Below are 17,247 nucleotides of genomic sequence, written 5' to 3' on the forward strand. Positions count from 1 at the left end.
CCCCTTCCCCATCCGCACCGAATGCCCCCCTGGCACCTGCGTCTGCGACCGGGATGCGTTGCTGCAGACGCCGGGCGGCGACGTGCGCATCCTGATGCTCACGCGCACCGAAGAAAAGAAGATGCTGGAGCGGCTGGAGAACCTGGGCAGCCTGGCGGACCTGCGCAGGATGCAGGAGCGCATGGAGCAGCAGCTGGGCATTCGCCTGTCGATCACCCAGAGCCCACATGAGGTGCGCAGCCTGCGCGGCATTGCGATCCTGGTGCACGAGCAGCCGGGGCTGTGCCGCAAGACGCGGCAGGCGATTCCGGCAGCGATCAAGAAGAGCATGGATGCGCAGCCGCAGATCACGTTTGACCTGCTGGACGAGGGTGGTTTGTTTGGCGGCTCATAGGGCGCCGACCCAGCTACCCCACGCCGACCTCACGCCTGCTTGACCGGATGATCTACCGATTGATTGCGCATGCAAGACGATCTGTTTGGTGACACCCTGCCCAAACCCCCAGCGGGGAATGTGGCGGCGCAGGGGTCCACCCCAAAACCTACCCCAGAGGCCGAGGCCCCTGCGCGGCGCAAGCGGTCTGGTGTGGTGACCCCTGTCGCTGCTGACGAGGCATTGAAGGCCCTGGCAGCCGCCCTGCCCGCTCGGCTGCGGCTGGGCACGTCGTCGTGGACCTACCCGGGATGGAAAGGGCTGATGTGGGAGGGAGAGCACTCCGACGCACAGCTCTCCAAACAAGGGCTGGCCGTGTACGCGCAGCACCCGCTGATGCGCACGGTGAGCATTGACCGCAGCTTTTACCGCCCGCTCACGGTGAGCCAGTTCGAACGCTATGCGTCGCAGGTGCCCGACGACTTCCGGTTTGTGGTGAAGGCGCCCAGCGTGGTGACAGATGCGCTGGTGCGCAGCGAGGACGGCCGGGGCCGCCAGCCCAACCCGGCGTTCTTGAGCCCCGAGCTGGCGCGCAGCGAGTGCGTGGAGCCCGCTCTGCAGGGCCTGGGGCACAAGCTGGGCGCGCTGGTGTTCCAGCTCAGCCCCCTGCCGCTGGCGCAGCTGGACCGTGTGCCGATGCTGCTGGAGCGCCTGCGCACCATGCTGCTCGCCCTGCCCGCACTCGCGCCCACGGCGCCCGATGGGGTGATTGCGGTGGAGGTGCGCGACCCCGAATGGCTGACCCCAGACTTTGCCGCCGTGCTGCGCGAGGCCGGCGCCACCTACTGCCTGGGCCTGCACGCCAAGATGCCACCGCTGCAAGCCCAGCTGCCCATGCTGCGCGCACTGTGGCCCGGGCCCCTGGTGTGCCGCTGGAACCTGAACCCGGTGCATGGGCCCTATGGCTATGAAGAAGCAGAACGGCTATATGCCCCCTACGACCGGCTGCACCACCCGGACCTGGAAACGCGGGCGGCGCTGGCCGCTGTGATTGCGGGCATCGCGGGCCGGGGGCAGAACGCACTGGTGACCATCAGCAACCACGCCGAGGGCTGCGCGCCGCTGACAGTGCGGGGGGTGGCGGAAGAGATGGCGCAGCTGGCGGTGCGCTAGGGATGTCCTGCATAACCCTCGCGAGTCGGTGGTAGTGCGGATCGGGACAGGCCGCAAGGCGTCTTTTTGCAGCCAATAGCTGGGCTATTGGCAAGAAAAGCAACGCAGCGGACTGCCCGAGGCCGCGCTATCACAGACCGCAGGGAGTTATGCAGGACACTAGCGGCTGGTAGCGCGGCTTGTGATCACCAGCGCATCATGCAGGCGCCAGCTCGATCCGGTTGCGCCCGCCCTGCTTGGCGCGGTACATGGCGCGGTCGGCGCGGCGCACCAGTTCTTCGGGCAACTGGTCGCGCTGGGGCTGCAGGCTGGCAACGCCAAAGCTCACGGTCACGATGCCGTGGGGGGCGCCTTCGTGGGGCAGCGCCAGTTGGTGGATCGCCTCTTGCACATGGCGCGCCACCTCGGTAGCGGCGGCCAGGTCGGAGCCGGGCAACAGCACTACAAACTCTTCACCGCCAAAACGCGCGGCCAATTCCCCCTCGCGCCGCGCACCCATCTGCGCCAGCGTGGTGGCCAGCGTACGCAGGCAGGCGTCTCCGGCCAGGTGGCCGTAGTGGTCGTTAAAGTGCTTGAACACGTCCACGTCCAGCATGAGCAGCGAGAGCGGCGCCTGCGCACGCTGGGCGCGCGCCCACTCGTGCGCCAGGGTCTGGTCAAAATGGCGGCGGTTGGCAATGCCGGTGAGACCATCGGTGTTGCTGATCAGTTGCAGCCGCTGGTTGGCCTGTGCCAGGGCCTGTGTGCGTTCTTCGACCAGCGCCTCCAGCTCCAGGTTGCGTTGCTGCAGGCGACCTACCGGGTACACCTCGCCGTCGCGCGCCAGGCCGTAAGGGATGGAAATGCTGCTGTGCGCAATCTTCCAGTCGCCCTGCTCGTGGCGAAACACCAGCACCAGCCGCGCGGTTTCGCGCTCAAACAGGGCATCCGCCATGGGCAGACGGATGTGGAAAAACGCGGTGGCGGCAACCACATCATCCCCCAGCTCCTGCAGGCAGAGGTCCACCATGTCGATGCCGATGCGGCCGGGCACCTGGGCAAAGTCCTGCAGGGTGATGTCCACCCACTCGCTGCGGCTCTGGATCAGTTGATCGCTGCTGCCCGCAAAGCCGCTGAAGTTATCGCTGAAACGGGTAACCAGCCTTGCATCCCGCGCGGCATACATCTCAATGTATTCATCGAACAGCAGCCGGATCAGCCGTTGACGTTCTGGGGACATGAAAGCTTCCTCTGGAGCAGCGGTGGAGGTGGTGCGTGCAGCCCGCAGCGCAAATTGCGGCAAGGCGCTCTCTTGAATGTAGCACTCCACAGGCTCCCAGAGGGGCTGCGGTGGTTGCGAGCAACAAAGCGGCCTGCAGCCGAAGTCTTCCATCCGCCCAGCCGGTGACCCGGTACTTCACAGTGCCCAGGGATGTCGTACATAAATCCCTGCGGTCTCTGGTAGCGCATGCTCACGAGGCCTGTGCAAGACATCCGAGCCAGCGCTCTGCCTGTGTGCGCTGGCAGACGGTCAGAGCCTTTTCAACGCGTCAGACTTCACAGTGTTCATCGTGCGCAAGAACCTGGCTCTGAAGGCTGCGCTTTTGTCCAAGCTCCGCGCTGCCCGGAGTTTTCTCTGAAAAGGGCAGCTACTTGGAAAGGACCAGCGCATGGGGATGCACCAACGACAGTTCCTGTTCAGCAAGACGCTGACCACTTCGAGGCCCAGCGCAACGCAGATTCAGCATTGGACCCGGGTCTTGGGGTCTTTGCGGTCGCGCCTGCTGAACCTGCCTGGCGATGCGACCCCGAACTATCCCCCCCCTGCCCCCATGACCCAGCCGGGGCCTGATTTCAACATGCGCGAATGCGTAGCCGCCCTGGAGGAAATGCATCAGGCCCTCCAGCGCGAAACCGCCCAGAGGCAGGAGCTGGAACGTGCTTTTCAAGGAACCCGTCAGGCCCTCGTTCGGGCCGAGGCCGACCTGGCCTGCGTGCGTGGCGGTGAGCGCCAGGCACGCCACCAGGCACTGCATGACGAGCTGACGGCCCTGCCCAACCGCCGCCACCTGCTGCTGCAACTGGAGCAAGCCCTGGCCCAGCGCGGGCCCGGGCACTCTGGGCCCACGGTGATCTACATCGACCTCGACCACTTCAAGGCGGTGAACGACACCCATGGACACGGCGTGGGTGACGAGGTGCTGCGCATTACCGCCGCAAGACTGAGTGCAGCAGTGCGCCACGGCGACCTAGTGGTTCGCCTGGGGGGTGATGAGTTTGCCTGCCTGCTGCAAGGGGTGGCCGACACCGCACCGCTGCGCCAGCTTTGCGCCAAACTTCTGGAGGCCGTTTCGCGCCCCATGACCATCGCCGACCTGCGGCTGCTGGTGGTCCCCAGCATTGGCGTGGCCATCTGTCCGCAGCACGGCACAGCGGCCAAAGACCTGCTGGCGTGCGCAGATGCTGCAATGTATGCGGCAAAACGCGAAAAGCGAGGATTTGCGTTCTACGGCGAAGCCACATGATCCGAAAAGCACCTTGTTGACAAAGTCATGACTTACGCAAAACAGGGCACAGGCATGCGGCGCAGCCTGCGTCAAAGCCGGTTCGAGCATCCCGATTTTCGTAAGTCCTGAACGTAAAAACGCCTATGGGTACGGTTACGAACAGACCGCCACAACGCGCCGTGGAACAGTACCAACAACGGCCACACCACCACGGTGGCCGCCCTCTCCAAAGGACTGTTTCATGCGCCATCCCACACCTCGCCTGCTTTCCGGCGCCCTTCTGGGGATGCTTGCCGTGGTGCCGCTGCAAGGCTGCAAGCGCAGCGACATGGTCACCCAGAGAACGCCTTCCAGTGCCCCCCCTACCGCCTACGTGGAAGACAGCGTGCTCACATCCCGCGTGCGCGCGGCACTCACCACCTCGCCGGTGGTGAACAGTTTCTACATCGGCGTGGAATCTCACCAGGGGGTAGTGCTGCTCAGTGGCATGGCAGCAGACCCTACGCAGATCGACCTGGCCGTGTTTGTGGCGCAAACGGTGCCTGGAGTAAGTTCGGTGGACAGCTTCATGTTCTCGACTGGCGCTGCGCCCGCGCTGGCGGTGCGTAAGGGCCAAGCCCCGGATCTGAACGCACCACGCGCCTGGCAACTGCTGGTTGCGCCGCCCAAACAGCTGGACCAGCAGCGCCACGCCCCACCAACCATTGCCGAGGAGCCCTCAGCCCCGGCCAGCGCGGTGTATGCCACCGCCGAGCCCGTCCCCCGTGCCCAAGAGCCTGACACTGCTACCGACACCCCTGCCCCAGGCGTTCCCCAACTGAGCCACTGGGTGCGCTTGGCCCATAGAGTGCTGGGTATCGGCAGCATCCAGGACGAGCTTCAGATCCAGCAATGACCCGGGCGATACAACAGACACCGCCTAGATGGTGGCAGCGACGGGCACAGACGGAGAGGATGAATCACCACTCACCCGCTATCGACCGCCACGCGGCAGCAAAAGCCGTTGGTAAATCGCTTTGTCGGCCGCATAACAACTGCATGACTCGGCCTCCAAGGCCTTGCGATTGAGAACCGTGAGTTCTCCCCTGTGGTATGCGATCAGGCCAGCGTCCTGAAAATTCCCAGCCGCCTCAGTCACCCCCACGCGGCGCACCCCCAGCATCAAGGCCATGAACTCCTGCGTGACATGAAATCGGTCGGAATGCGAGCGGTCCCGACTCATCAGTAGCCAACGCGCCAGCCGGGGGGCAATAAGGTGGTAGCGCTGACAAGCGGCGGCCAGCGTCTGCTGATGAAGCCGCGCCAGCAGGCAGGCCTGGAGCAAAGCCTGCAACTCGGGAATCGCATCGATCTGGGTCCGCAACTGCTGGGCGCCAATGCGCCAGCTGGCCCCTTCCCCTTGCACCAGGGCCCGCCATGGCGTAGCCGTCAGGCCCAGGATCAGCTCCGAGCCCAGCATCGCCTCTGCCCCCACCATCCCCACCTCCAGCGGGGGGTGGCTGTCCACATCAATGATGAGCGACAAAAAGCCATCGGTCGGGAAATGTGCATGCGCCAGTGGCTGCCCCCGGGTGCTCAACTCGGCCGACAGTACCAGTTCGAAGGGCTCGCAGTGCTGCAGCAGGCGCTCGCGCGCCGCAATTGGCAGTTGCTGAATCAGGGCGTTGTCTTTGCGTTGCATCGCGGGCCTCGGTCTGCTGTCTGCACTGCACGGGACAGCAGTGCCAAGACCCCTGCACAAAGCCTTGCCTTGCGCAAGGTGGTAGCCAGTGTGGGCTACTTTGCGCGGCATCACCGTCTGCCAGCGCACACAGTGTCAACAAGCGCTAGATCGCCACGCCGATGGGCAGCAGCCGGTCGTATTCCTTCTTCACAACCTCATAGCACTCGCAGGTGCGACGCTCCAGCCCTGGGCGATCGAGCACATTGATATGACCCCGTGCATAGCTGATGAGCCCTGCACGCTGCAATTTGAGTGCCGCTTCGGTCACGCCTTCGCGCCGCACGCCCAGCATGTTGGCGATCAGTTCCTGGGTCATCACAAGCTGGTTGCTTTGCAGGCGGTCCAGGCTCAGCAGCAGCCAGCGGCACAGCTGCTGGTCCAGCGAGTGGTGGCGGTTGCATACAGCGGTCTGCGCCATTTGGGTGATGAGCGCCTGGGTGTAGCGCAGCATGAGGTGCATGACCGGCCCGGAGCGCTCGAACTCCTGCTTGATCACTTCGGCACGCAGGCGGTAGCCAGAACCAGCACTTTGCACCACGGCCCGGCTGGGGGTGGACCCACCACCCATGAAGATCGAAATACCTACCAGGCCCTCAAAGCCCACAACAGCAATCTCTGCCGACGCTCCATCCTCCAGCACGTAGAGCAACGACACGATGGCGCTGGTTGGGAAATACACATGTGGCATGGCCGCGCCCGACTCGTAAAGCACCTGTCCCAACGCCAGCTCCACGGGTTCCAGGAATGTCAGCCAGCGTTGCAGGTCTGGCTCCGGCAAGGCCGCCAGCAACTGGTTTTGAAGAGGGGTATTGGAGCTTTTGATGGTGACACCTTGGCGTAACGCGGTACTTGGCCCCTGCGGCCCTGCCTGCCGCCTGGGCATGCCGAAAGTCTGCGGCAGCGCGCCGCAGGAGGTCTGTACGGTATCGCACATACACATATTTACCAAATGATGGGTATCAAGGTGCGTCAGGGATGCCCACACACGATGCGCTCAAGCCAGCGCTCAGCTCAAGCAATGGAATCACGAAACACTGGCAATCGGGCCCATCTCCCCAGCGCAGCCTCTCGCCAACCTGCAACCATCGTGCATCCGATGGGACGTTCGAAGGAAAGATCGCTGAGGCGCCTATAGCAACGCGCACCAGCACAAACCGCAGCGTGCGGCCCGCACGCACCAGCGCAAGTTCTGCACCCGGCCAGTGCGATGGCAGGCAAGGTGTGAAAGACAGCTCCTGCGCCCCCATCTGCATGCCGATGATGGACTCCACTGCCGCACGGTGCAGCCAGCCCGCCGCGCCGGTGTACCAGCTCCAGCCGCCGCGCCCCACATAGGGCGGCTGGCTATAGATGTCAGCCGCCATCACATAGGGCTCGACGACATACACCGGTCCCCGCACCGGGTGCTGGGTCCGGTGCGCCGGGCTCAGGTAGGTGAAGTAACGGTACGGCACATCGAACGCACCGGGGCGATCCGGCTCCTGCAGGGCCAGTTCTGCGGCGGCCATCAGGGCCCACACACCACCATGGGCATACTGCCCGCCGTTCTCGCGCACACCGGGCGGGTAGGCCTGGATGTAACCTGCGCTGGGCTCGGCATGGCGCAGCGCGGGCGCCAGCAGCTGGATCAAGCCTGCGGCAGGGTTGACCAGATGCGCCTCGACCGCATCCATCGCCTGGCGTTGCCGCGCTGGCATAGCAGCGCCAGAGAGTACCGCCCAGGCCTGGGCGATGAGGTCAATGCGGCCCTCGTCCCGCGTGTGGCTGCCCAGGGCCGTGCCATCGTCAAAAAAGGCGCGTTGGTACCAGTCGCCATCCCACGCCTGGTTTTCCAGTGCGGCGCGCCAGCGGGCCAGTGCAGCGTCCCAGCGCTGCACCCGATCCCAATCGCCCTGATCGCGGGCGATCGGAATCCAGTCAGCAACGATGGCGCACAGGAACCATGCCAGCCACACCGACTCGCCGCGCCCGCCATCGCCCACACGGTTCATGCCGTCGTTCCAATCGCCGCCGCCCATCAGCGGCAGGCCGTGCGTGCCGGTGCGCAGGCTGCGGTCGATGGTGCGGGCGGCATGCTCGTACACGCTGGCCGTGGTGGTGCTGACGCTGGGCGCTTCGTAGATGTCTTCCGCCCCTTCGGGGATCGCTGAGCCTTCGAGGAACGCCACCTGCTCTTGCAGCAAACCGTTGTCTGCGGTGCGCTGCAGGTAATGCGCGCAGGCAAAAGGCAGCCACAGCAGGTCGTCCGCGAAATGCGTGCGCACCCCGGCCCCGCCCGGCGTGTGCCACCAGTGCTGCACATCGCCCCCTTCAAACTGGCGGGACGCGCACAGCACGATCTGTGCGCGCAAGGTGCCCGGCTGTGCCCAGGCCAGCGCCATCGCGTCCTGCAGCTGGTCGCGGTAGCCGGTGGCGCCGCCCGCCTGGTAAAAGCCCGCTTTGGCAAACAGGCGCGAGGACACCGTCTGGTAGAGCAGCCAGCGGTTGACCAGCACATCGAACAGCGGATCGGGCGTTGCCACCTGCGTTGCGCCGAGCAGTTCGTTCCACCGGTCCAGCGTGGCCTGCTCTCGTTGACGCGCCGCCACGGCCAGGGCCGCTTGTGCCAGCGTGCGTGCTGCGGCCTCGGTGGGCGCGTAGCCCATCAGGTACACGCGTTCAAACACCGCCCCGGCCCGCAAGGTCACCAGACGCGACAAGGCTGCACACGGGTCCAGCCCAAACCCGCTGCGCTGCCCCAGCTGCAGGGGCACTACAAGATCGCCCCGCGCGTCGAAGAACTCGCGGCGGTCGCATGTCCAGTCCAGGCTGTCGTTGGCGCGGTCGTCCGTGCCCGGCCCGGCCGAAGCCTCGCAGAAAAAGGCTGTACCGCCGCCAAAGCCTGCAGCCGCCTCGGTCTGTGTACACAGCAGTCCCAGCAATCGGCCATCGGGCAGTGGTGCAAAACACGGGGCGGTAGCCAGCGTGGCACGGTCGCCGCGCTTTTCGCCCATCATCCACTCCACCATGCCCACCAGGCGCAAATGCTCGCGCCGGTTGCCCTGGTTGCGCACCTGCACAAACACCTGTTTGATGGCGGTGACGGGGTCCACGCACCAGCGCACCTCCACCTCCAGCGCGCCTCGGCGGTGGCGGATGGTGGTGGTGCCCTGATCGTGCTCCACGCGGTACACCACATCGGCCGCGCCCCAGGCCGAGGGAGTCAGGCTCCACACCTCGCGCGTGCGGCGGTCCTGCAGCAGCAGCCATTCGGCGGGCGGGTCGGCCACCGGGTCGTTCGACCAGGCTGTGAGCTGGTTCAGGCGGCTGTTGAGCGCCCAGGTGTTGCCCGCGCCGGTTTCCGACACCATGGCCCCGAGCTGCGCATTGGCCAGCACATTGACCCAGGGTTTGGCAGGCCGCAGCGCTGCCGATACCTCAAACCCGAAGGTACCGGTCACCGGTGCGAAGCTGCCCACCGGCGCGGGCACCTGAGTGCCGCCCTGTTGCGTGGGCACTTCATCCGTAGCTCCACCACGCCAGGGGCTGGCCATGGATACGCCATGCGCCGCCACCCAGGCCTTCACCTGGTGCATGAGGGCATGGCCATCGGCCTGCAGGGTGATGCGGGCCAGGCCCACCAAGGTACCCAGCTGCGCTGCCGACAGCTCATCGACGCGCAGCACCCGCAGGCTGGTCACCGCCGGGCCCGTCTGTGCGGCCAGATCGGCATCGTGGTGCTCGCGCAGCAGGGTCAGCTCGCGCTGCAGGGGCATGTGGTACGAGTGCGATTCGCTGCTGAGCACCACCATGTCGCAGGCTACACCGCCATGCGCCCATTCGCGCAGCGCCTGGGCCAGCGTGCGCAGTAGGCCCATGCCCTGGGGCGATCCGGCCATCACCAGCACAATGGGCCGGTCGCCTGACAGGCCCAGTTGCCAGAGCGTGCGCCGGTCGCACACGGGGTGAACAGCCTGGGCCGCTGTCAGCACGCCCAGGTAGGGGGTGTGGACCTTGGGCAACGTGAACACCAGCGCCGTGGTCAGTGCCTGCAACGCGGGCAGGTAGTCGCGGTGCGGGCGGTGCGACGCCCACTGGATGCTGGCCAGCGTGGCCGACATGGCGGAGGCACGCTCCAGATAAGTGGGCTGTCGGTACTTGTCGATGATGGCCAGCAGCGTGGCCGGGTCTGGTGATGCCGCCGTGGCAAACGTGACGCAGGCCTGCGCGCCGGGCGCAATCCGCAGCATCACGCCCAGGGCGGCCACGGGGTCCAGGCCCGTGTCAAGCGGTGCAGGTGCATCGGGCACACGGCTGAGCAAGGCCAACGGCTGGCTGGGCGTGTGGTTGCGCCCCAGCCAGAGCTGCCGGTCGGTCTGGCAGCGCAGTCCCAGCACGTGGCCTTGGGTATCGGCCACAAAGTGCGCAGCCTGCAGGGTGGTCTCGGTCTGCATGCGGGGCGTTCGGATAAACCGCAGCGCCAGCTGCGCGGGCAGCCAGTCGGCCGCGATGAAAAGGTTGGAGAACGCAGGATGCGCCTCGTCGGCCGCATGGGTGGTCAGGATGATGTCCAGGGCGGAGATCAGCTCCAGCTCGATCACCTCGTCACCCAGGTTGCTCACCACCACCTTGCGCAGTTCGATATCGTCTTCCGGGCTCACCCACACGGTGGTGTGCACGCGCAGCCCTGGCCACAGCGCGTCAAAACACACGCGGTCGGTGTGAAAGATGCTGCCGTACACCGCGCGCACATCGGGCGCGGGGTGGCTGGTGACGGAAGCGGGCACGCTGGAGCCCATCTGCCGCACATACAGAAAACTGCCGTGTGCATCGCGCAGCGCATCGTCGCGCCAACGGGTGATGCCCGTCTGGTGCCAGCGGCTCCAGCCCGCCCCGTTGGCGCGCAGCGTGACGCTGTAGCGACCGTTGCCCAGCAGGTGCGTGGGCTCCAGTGCCTGGGCGCCAGGGGTGACAGGGCGCACATGGTCGGGCGTTTTTTGCTGGCGCGCAAGCAGCGGCAGGCGTGGCGGTGTGATCTGCAAGGCGGGCAGCTCGCGCGGAGCGCGCTCCTGCAGCAGCGGCAGCACGGCCTCGATGCGCGCGTGCGCCCTGCCCCAGCGCTGGGCCACGCCGTCCAGCAGCACATTGGCCAGCGCCACGATGGTCATGCCCTGGTGGTGGGCCATGTAGGTGCTGACCAACGTGAACCGCTCGCCGTGGTTCTGGCGTTCGGGTGTGAAGTCCAGCGCCTCGTAAAAGCCGTAGCGCCCCCGCGCGGACAGTGCGGCCAGCGTGCGGAAGTTCGCGCAGGCTGCGTGGGCATCCACCTGGGTGGCCAGCGCCGTGGCATACGGGGCAATCACCAGTTCGCCCACGGGCGTGCGGCGCAGGGCGAGGCGGGACACGCCCTGCGGCGCGTACTGGTAGGCCAGGGTGTGGTCGCGCCCGGCGTAGGCACATTCGGAAACGCCCCAGGGCATGTCTTTCCCCACGCCCTGCACCTGCGCCACATGCTCGCGCAGGGCCGACCGACCAGCCTCGCCCAGGGCGCTGTCATAAGGCTCAGCAATGACCAGCGTGGGCATGAGGTACTCGAACATCGAGCCCGACCATGAACGCAGCACCGCATGGTGGCCGCTGGCAAAAAACGGCCGCCCCAGGGCGGACCAGTGCTTCACGGGCAGGTCACCCTTGGCCACGGCCAGCAGGCTGGTGGTGCGCGACTCGGACGCGAGCAGGTCGTAAAACGAGGTGTCCAGCTGCTGCTCGTCCACCCGGTAGCCAATGTGCAGAAGGTGCCGACGGGGGTGGTACAGAAACCGGAAGTCGGCCTGCCACGCCAGGGCATCCAGCGCCTCTGCCAGCGCCATGAGGCGCTGCGTCGCCTCGGGCGCGCCGCCGTGGTGTGCGGCTCGCTGGTCGCGGTCCACCGACTGCAGGGTGGCCAGGTGGTCGGCCAGCAGCCACAGCAGTTCGTCCTGCGCCGTGGGCGGGCTGTGCACGATGGCCGGGTGGCGTGGCTGGGCTATGCTGCACAGCTCGTCCTGCGCCTGCGCCAGCAATGCGCGAAACGCCATGGCCTCGGGCAGGTGCGCGGGGTCGGGCGCTTGCATGCCCAGTAGCCGGCTCAGCGCGGAGGGGTGATGCAAGGCACGCATGCCCGGGTGGTGGACGCCCAGCCGGGGCTGCAGCCGCGCCAGCGATGCGCGGATGGCCTGCGCACCCGCCAGCGGTGAAAGCGGCTGCGCTGCCAGCGCGCTACAGGCCTGCGCCACAGCCACCAGGTGGGCGCAGAGGTTGCCGCTGTCCACCGTGGACACATAACGCGGGTGCAGGGGCTGCAGGGTTTCGGTGTCGTACCAGTTCAGGAAGTGACCCCGGTGCCGCTCCATGGCCTGCAGGGTAACCAGCGTGGCTTCGAGACGGTCGAGCAGTTCCAGCGTACCGATCCAGCCGAACTGGCGCGCGCAACTCGCGCTCAGCAGGTACAGCCCGATGTTGGTGGGCGAGGTGCGGTGCGCCACCGTTTCATACGGGGCGGTCTGCAGGTTGTCGGGCGGCAGGTGGTGGTTGGGGGCATCCACACAGCGCTCGAACAACCGCCAGGTATCGCGCGCCACGCCGTGCAGCAGGTCCTGGTCTTGTGCGGACAATGTTGGGTTGCCCAGGCCAGACGGAACGCGGTTGGCCAGCCACACCAGCACCGGCGACAGCGCCCACAGCGCCAGCAGCGGCCCCGCCAAGGTCCAGGGTGCCAGGGTTCCACCGGCCCACAGTGCCAGGCAACAGCCCACCGCCAGCAAGGGCGCCGCCCTGTGCCTTCGCAGCGTGGCGCCCCATCCTGTGACCAGGTTGTTCTGCGCAGCCTCGGCCGTGGTCCACTCAAGCAGGTGCCAGCGGCTCACGGCCAGCCGGTGCACGGTGCGCGCCACGGCATCGGCCAGCAGCAGTGCCTGCTGCGGCAGCAGGGCCAGGTGCCACACACCACTGGCCAGGGCCCTCAACAGGTCGCCCGAGGCCTCGTGCACAAACCGCATGCCCACCAGCCCAAACCGGCGGGGCACCCAGCCCGCCAGCGCGCCCATCAGGGGCGCAGCCACATAGGCCGCCACCACCAGCGCCAGCGTGCTGGCCAAGGGCAGACCCAGCCCTGCGATGGCCAGCACCACCAGCACCAGCGATGCGGGCGCCACCAGCGAGCGGCGCAGGTTGTCCAGCAGCTTCCAGCGGTTCAGGGGTGAAAGGCCCCAGCGCTGGGCCTGGGCCAGAAAGGGCCAAAGCTGCCAGTCGCCCCGCGTCCAGCGGTGCAAGCGGGCAGCGGCGGTATCGCTGTGTTCGGGCTCCGCCTCCACCAGCGTCACATCGCTCACCACGGCGCAGCGGGCCAGCGCCCCTTCCAGCAGGTCATGGCTCAGCACCTGGTCGGCAGGCAGGCGCCCGCCCAGCACGGCGTGCACAGTGGCCACATGCAGCAGGCCCTTGCCGGTGAAACTGCCTTCGGCAAAAAAGTCCTGGTACACGTCAGACGTCATGGCGCTGTACGGGTCCAGCCCCTGCTGGCCCGCAAACAGCCATTGCCACAACGAGGTGGTGGCATGCGTGGGCAGCGGCGCAAGCACCCGGGGCTGCAGGATGCCGTAGCCCTGCACCACGCGCTGGCCCGTGGCATCCAGCCGGGGCTGGTTCTCGGGATGCTCCGCCACCCCCACCAGGCTGCGCAGGCGGCCCGGGGGCAGCTGCGTATCGCTGTCGAGCGTGAGCACATAGCGGGTCTGGGGCGCCAGGCGCGAGAGTTCGCCCAGGTCCAGGAAGGCTCCTTGCACGCCAGTGGCGAGGGCCGCCACCAGCTGTTCAAGCTTACCGCGCTTGCGCTCCCCGCCGATCCACTGCTGCTGCGTGGGGCTGTAGGTGCGCGCGCGGTGCAGCAGCACAAAACGCGCGGCGCCGCCCGTGGTGGGCGGGTGCTGCACATTCAGGGCCAGCATCAAGCCCTGGGCATGGGCCAGCAGCGCGCTGTCGCCAGGCAGGTCTTGTGCATCGGCATCCACACCATCGGTCAGCAGCGCAAACTGCGCACAGGGCTCGGGGTTGGCCAGGTAGTGCAGGTGCAGGCGGTGCACCAGCCGGTCGACGGTGCCCGTGCTGCTGAACAGGGCCGGGATCGCCACCAGCACACGGGCCGATGCCGGAACGCCCGCTGGCAGCAGGTAGCGCGGCATGTAGGTGGGCCGGATGGATTCGCCAATGAGCCGGTTGACCACAGCTACCACCACCTCGGACACCGGCAGCAACAACAAGACGGCGACCAGCGCCAGGCCCGCAAGATGGGCTGCGCTGGTATCGAGCCCCGCAAGCCCCTCCCACAGCGGCGCCATCAGCCAGGCCAGCAGACCGAGCGAGCCCAGCAGCAAGGCGCTCAGGTACAGCGGCACACGTGACAAGCCCACGGCAGAGCGCCACAGAGCCAACGCATCGGTGGCATGGCGGTGAACACCCAGGGCATGCGCCAGCTGGTTGCGCCCGGCGCCTTGCAGCCAATAGCCTGCCAGCGTCTGCGCACCACTGCCAGCAGGGCTCGCACCAGTCATTTGCAACAGCAAGGCCTGCGCCACAGCGGCCTCGCCCTGCCCGCTTCGCACCGACAAACGCTCAATACCATGCAGCGTGGTGTTGCGGGTGGCCTCGTCTTCCGCTGCAAACACCGGCGACTGCAGCATGGCGCGCAGCACCAGGCTGGTCTGGCTGATGATGTCAGACCAGTCGGCCGCCCCCACCCGCCGCAGCGCCGTGACAGCATTGCCCATGCTCAGCTGGTCGGCGGCCTGGTTGATCTGCTGCTGGGCCTGTAGCGCCACCAGGTCGGGCACGGCGGTCAGCAACCACTGCTGCACGGGCCACAGCGGCAGCCCCGGCGTGTGCCCACCCGGGACGGTGCGCCCGGCCATGGACTGCGCCAGATGGGCCAGAAAAACGGGCGCTACACCACGCTGCTCCATGGTGGCGCATGCGGCTTCCAGCGTCTCGGTGGTCACCGTGTCGCAGCGGGCAGCGCACAGACTGGCCAGCTCCTGCGCGGCCTTGTGGCTGGCCAGGCGCTCGGCCAGGCGGCGCAGGTTTTCGATGAGCACCACACGCAAGGTGGTGGGCAACGCCCACAGCTCGCCCTGGCTCAGCTCGCGGGTCTGCTGGTAGGCATTGAGGTAGTGCACCAGCAGCGATTCATCAAACGCGCTGTCGGTGTGGGTCACAAACGACCAGGCTACGCCATACACGCGGGGCAGCCCAACCAGCGGAGCGTCTTTGAGCACGGGCAGAGAGCGGTAGTAGCGCGGCGGCAGCCCCGCCCGGATCTCTTTGAGCTGGCTTTCGATCAGGTGAAAGTTGTCAAACAGCCATTCAGCAGCGGGGCTGATGGCATGCTCGTCGTGCGGTGCGTCGAAAAGATAGCGGTACGCAGCCCGCAGCGCGCGGATATTGCTTTGCAGGCGCGGGTAAAACGTGGTGCGGCCAAAGGGCGCCTTGCCCGCGTCGTGGGTGGCGCCAAGATGCCGGCCATGCTCTTCGAAGCGGGCTACGCCAAACACTTCGGCCCGCAAGGGCTCCAGTACAGCGCCTGCCCGGGCATCGAGCATGCGGTCCAGCGCCGACGGAACCCAGGGCCATGGTGTGCGTAAGCCCATGCGCGCCGCCCCTACCGCAGCAGCGATACGCCCCCCACCAGCAACGTGACCAGCAGCGCAACGGTCACCACATGCTCGGCCACCAGGGCCTGCAACCATGCAGCGCCCGAGACAAACTGGTCCAGCGGCCCCCTCAACGCGCCGCAATGCACGAGGTGTTCACCCAGGTGCGAAAGCTCCAGCAGCGATATTTCAGCAGGTTGCCCCAGGCAAGACGTGTCCCACGAAGAGGCGAAAGTGGATGGATGGGACATGGGCAGCTCCTGGTAGGCAAGTGAACGGCGCCACCGCGTTGCAGTAGCGCTCCGATCCTCTTGTACAAGGGGCTGGGGCCGGGTGTCTGTGCGGTGTCGAACAGACCTCAGGCGCAGGCGTATTCAGGGCCAGAAGCATCGGCCCCTGGATGGACTATTACCAACCAAACAGCGACGGTGTTCCGCCCGGGCAGGCGCCCTCCATCTGCAGCATACGCAGCTTGGTCAGCGCTCCACCACCGGCCGAAAAGCCGCCGGGCCGGTCGCCCGCCGCCAGCACCCGGTGGCACGGCACCACGGGCGCAAACGGGTTGTGGCCCAGGGCCTGACCCACGGCGCGGGCCGCGCCCGGCACGCCCAGTTCTGCTGCCATTTCGCCATAGGTCATGGTCTTGCCGGGCGGGATGCGGCGGGCCAGTGCATACACGCGGGCGTTGAAGGGAGGCACGGTGTCGAGGGCCAGGGGCACATCGCACAGGTTGTCGTGTGCGCCCTGCAGCTGGGCCGCCACCCGCGCGGCCCAGGCGGCCACCTGGGGCGGCATCGGGCATTCGGCCAGTTGCGGAAACCGGCGAACCATGCGGGCGCGCGTCTGGGCCTCGCCTGCATCCTCAGGCAGCTGCATGCCCACCAGCATCTCCCCCTGCCAGGCCATGCCACAGTGGCCAATGGCCGTGGGGAACAGTGCATAGCCGGTGGCTGCGCCTTGCTCTCGAGGGATGCTAGGTGCTTGCGCAGGCATTCGCTACAAATTTAATAGCAATAAAGGCATACCCATTGCGCGGGGAGCACCTATTCTGCCCTCAAAGCTGTACGCAGCTGAGCGCCCACCTCAGGCTTGCCCACGAACGGGTCGGTGGGATTGCGGCCCAGCATGATGTCTTCCATGCGCGTCTGAACCGAGGCGATGGCCTTGGGATGGCTGTAGATGTAGAACTGGCCCTGGGCTGCGGCATCAAACACCTTTTGTGCGACCTCGGCGGCGGTCACCTTGCCGCTGCCTACGGCCTTGTCGCTCATGGCCTGGCCGATGAGCTGGCTCTTGGTGGGCTTTTCGGCAGGCAGGTCGCCGGGGCGGTTGCGGTGGCTCTGGCTGATGCCCGTAGGCACAAAGAACGGGCACAGCACGCTGGCGCCGATCTGGTCGGTGACCAGCGACAAGTCCTGGTACAGCGTCTCCGACAGGCTCACCACCGCATGCTTGCTCACGTTGTAGATGCCCATGTTGGGCGCATTGAGCAGCCCTGCCATGCTGGCGGTGTTGACGATGTGGCCGCGCCACGCCGGGTCGGCCTTGGCGGCGGCCAGCATCATGGGGGTGAACAGGCGCACACCGTGCACCACGCCCCACAGGTTCACGCCCAGCACCCATTCCCAGTCCTTGACCGAGTTCTCCCACACCAGGCCACCTGCGCCCACGCCAGCGTTGTTGAAGACCAGGTGCGGTGCGCCAAAACGTTGCTGCACATCGGCGGCCAGTTGCTCCATCTGCGCGGCGTTGGATACATCCACCTTGCGGGCGAGCACCTGGCTGCCCGCAGCCTGCATCTCGGCGGCAGCGGCGTCCAGTGCGTCTTGC

General features: G+C 66.8%; 11 protein-coding genes. 4 read left to right on the forward strand and 7 right to left on the reverse strand.

Translation table 11 applies throughout. The annotated features are described in order from the left end of the window. Both DBR12_RS14535 and DBR12_RS14540 read left to right on the forward strand, forming a co-directional pair. Nucleotides 1–394: hypothetical protein (locus DBR12_RS14535; RefSeq protein WP_108617916.1), on the forward strand; the 394-nt coding region annotated here is incomplete at its 5' end. 69 nt (nt 395–463) lie between these two features. Then, entirely contained in the window at nt 464–1,546 is a 1,083-nt protein-coding gene (locus tag DBR12_RS14540; RefSeq protein ID WP_108617917.1) for a DUF72 domain-containing protein, read from the forward strand. Between the two features lie 196 nt (nt 1,547–1,742). Here DBR12_RS14540 and DBR12_RS14545 read toward each other — a convergent pair whose 3' ends face one another. After that, entirely contained in the window at nt 1,743–2,765 is a 1,023-nt protein-coding gene (locus tag DBR12_RS14545; protein WP_108617950.1) for a diguanylate cyclase domain-containing protein, read from the reverse strand. A gap of 592 nt (nt 2,766–3,357) precedes the next feature. Here DBR12_RS14545 and DBR12_RS14550 point away from each other — a divergent pair. Both DBR12_RS14550 and DBR12_RS14555 read left to right on the forward strand, forming a co-directional pair. Then, nucleotides 3,358–4,050: a GGDEF domain-containing protein gene (locus DBR12_RS14550; RefSeq protein ID WP_233244532.1), complete on the forward strand. Its 693-nt coding sequence runs from the start codon at nt 3,358–3,360 to the stop codon at nt 4,048–4,050. 223 nt (nt 4,051–4,273) lie between these two features. Continuing rightward, nucleotides 4,274–4,927, forward strand: coding sequence for a BON domain-containing protein (locus DBR12_RS14555; RefSeq protein ID WP_108617919.1), 654 nt, complete (start codon nt 4,274–4,276; stop codon nt 4,925–4,927). A 78-nt stretch (nt 4,928–5,005) separates the two neighbouring features. On the opposite strand, the gene DBR12_RS14560 is transcribed toward DBR12_RS14555, so the two are convergent. The 6 genes from DBR12_RS14560 to DBR12_RS14585 all read right to left on the reverse strand — a co-directional run. After that, nucleotides 5,006–5,713, reverse strand: coding sequence for a Crp/Fnr family transcriptional regulator (locus tag DBR12_RS14560; protein ID WP_108617920.1), 708 nt, complete (start codon nt 5,711–5,713; stop codon nt 5,006–5,008). Between the two features lie 145 nt (nt 5,714–5,858). Further along, the gene (locus tag DBR12_RS14565) at nt 5,859–6,533 is read right to left on the reverse strand and encodes a Crp/Fnr family transcriptional regulator (protein ID WP_108617951.1); all 675 of its coding nucleotides are present in this window, start codon (nt 6,531–6,533) and stop codon (nt 5,859–5,861) included. Between the two features lie 181 nt (nt 6,534–6,714). Beyond that, nucleotides 6,715–15,366 (reverse strand): GH36-type glycosyl hydrolase domain-containing protein, encoded by an 8,652-nt coding sequence (locus DBR12_RS14570; RefSeq protein WP_108617921.1) that lies wholly within the window; start codon nt 15,364–15,366, stop codon nt 6,715–6,717. A 59-nt stretch (nt 15,367–15,425) separates the two neighbouring features. Continuing rightward, on the reverse strand, nt 15,426–15,668 hold the full coding sequence (locus DBR12_RS14575; protein ID WP_108617922.1) for a hypothetical protein: 243 nt from the start codon (nt 15,666–15,668) through the stop codon (nt 15,426–15,428). A 157-nt stretch (nt 15,669–15,825) separates the two neighbouring features. Then, on the reverse strand, nt 15,826–16,410 hold the full coding sequence (locus tag DBR12_RS14580) for a methylated-DNA--[protein]-cysteine S-methyltransferase (RefSeq protein WP_108617923.1): 585 nt from the start codon (nt 16,408–16,410) through the stop codon (nt 15,826–15,828). Between the two features lie 50 nt (nt 16,411–16,460). Further along, nucleotides 16,461–17,247, reverse strand: a 787-nt coding sequence (locus DBR12_RS14585; RefSeq protein WP_233244535.1) for an SDR family oxidoreductase, incomplete at its 5' end; no start/stop codon positions are given.

The organism is Acidovorax sp. HMWF029, from assembly GCF_003060895.1.
Classification (GTDB): Bacteria; Pseudomonadota; Gammaproteobacteria; order Burkholderiales; family Burkholderiaceae_C; genus Acidovorax.